This is a genomic window from Chryseobacterium taeanense (genome assembly GCF_900099685.1).
Taxonomy (GTDB): Bacteria; Bacteroidota; Bacteroidia; order Flavobacteriales; family Weeksellaceae; genus Chryseobacterium; species Chryseobacterium taeanense.
Genome location: NZ_FNDW01000025.1, coordinates 1 through 1,689, shown reverse-complemented (window position 1 = coordinate 1,689; position 1,689 = coordinate 1). Strand labels below are relative to the sequence as shown.

The 1,689-nt window shown below is 32.0% G+C and carries 3 protein-coding genes; all 3 read left to right on the top strand.

Going from position 1 to position 1,689, the window contains the following annotated elements:
• Positions 1-772, top strand: a 772-nt coding sequence (locus BLR30_RS17815; protein WP_175443686.1) for a hypothetical protein, incomplete at its 5' end; no start/stop codon positions are given.
• 13 nt (positions 773-785) lie between these two features.
• Positions 786-1,352, top strand: a complete 567-nt coding sequence (locus tag BLR30_RS17475; protein ID WP_139164662.1) for a DUF6705 family protein — start codon at positions 786-788, stop codon at positions 1,350-1,352.
• 47 nt (positions 1,353-1,399) lie between these two features.
• On the top strand, positions 1,400-1,522 hold the full coding sequence (locus BLR30_RS18015; RefSeq protein ID WP_262484116.1) for a hypothetical protein: 123 nt from the start codon (positions 1,400-1,402) through the stop codon (positions 1,520-1,522).
• Positions 1,523-1,689 lie beyond the last annotated feature (167 nt).

Below are 1,689 nucleotides of genomic sequence, written 5' to 3'. Positions count from 1 at the left end.
CGATACTTTTGAAAATCCGGATGATGGCAGTGGAAACGTAGGGTATGACTATCCACCTTTGGGCGGAGGATATGAAAATCCTGCAGATAGTATTGTGGTAAACAAAACACCTTGCGATAAGTTGAAAGCACAGACCTCTAATATTACATTTAAAAATAATATAACTTCTCTTGAGGGAAAAACTGGTGACAGTTATGAAAGCGGCTATAGGATAGGTACTAACTCCAATGGATCTTTACAGAATCAGATGTTACAAAATAAACCTGGGACACAACAAGTGGATCTTAAAGCATTCTCAAACACGATAACATTAATGCATTCACATTATGACGGATTGTATCCAATGTTTTCACCAGATGATATCATCTTCTTTAACCAATGGATTGTCTGGGCCCAGAATTGGAACGCAGTACCTACGAATACTCCTAAGATACCATTAAATAATCTTACATTTACCTTAGTAACAAGTAATGGAAATTACTCTTTCAATTTTGATGGAACATCTACCGCTCCTTTGCCAAATTACACACAACAACAATTAGAGGATTTAGACAGAGATTATACATACAAGTATTTAAATAAGGCAGTGACTGTAGGAAATGTAAGTGGAATTGCAAATTTTGACATGGAAAGATTAGAAACAGAATTTCTGAAATTCATGAATGATAAAATGAACATGAATGGATTGAAACTTTATAAAACTACAACCAATGGAAATTCATCATTAACTTTAGTAAATGGAACACGAAAAGAAACTGATTGTCCGAATTAAAAAAAATAAAATTATGAAACAAATATTATTAATACTATTATCAATTTTTACAATTTCTTGTAAGGCACAAATATATCCTCTTAATTACAAAGAAGATGTTCCTAACGGAGCGTATTATAAAGATTTGGACGGTGAACTGGATAAATATGTTGGTTTATGGAAAGGAACATGGAACGGAAAAACATTATATTTAGACTTAAGAAAAAATAAATATAAATTAGGAAATGATTCTAATTATAATTACAGGGATATGATTTTAGGAGAAAGAAAGGTAATTAATTTGAGTGGAAATGTTGAAATAGATCGAATTTCGAACTTTGATTATGAGCATCCTGAATTTGATGGAATTGGATTTAATTTAAAAAATGGAAATATAAAACGATTATATTTCTATCCTAAAAATATGTGTAGAAAAACTGCAACACTAGATATTACGAGTTTCATAGGAAACCAAATGACTTTACACTTCGAATATCTTCCAAGTATTATCGATCCCAATTGTCAGCACAATGCCTATGTAGATCAGTATGGAGATTTTCCTATTAATTTCCCTAAAGATATTACACTTACAAAGCAATAATTTAAGCCTCTTCGGAGGTTTTTATAATAAATAAACACAAAATAACTATGACGAAAAAAATTTCATGGCTGTCTTTCATGGCAGTGTTTCTTTTTCTTCTCAATTCGTGTGTACATGATGAGATCTATTCTGCCTCCGCTTCTGAAGAGTATCACTCTAAAAGTCTCTAGAAAGAGGATGAAATCTACATCAAAAATATTATTAAAATCTACGAAGAAAATGAAAATGAGATCCGGAAAGAGCATGGAGCACCATTATGGGAATATGCAATGACGATGGATAAGTTTGACGAAAGCTATCTTGTAGTTCCTGTACGCAGAAATGGCAGAATCGTGGA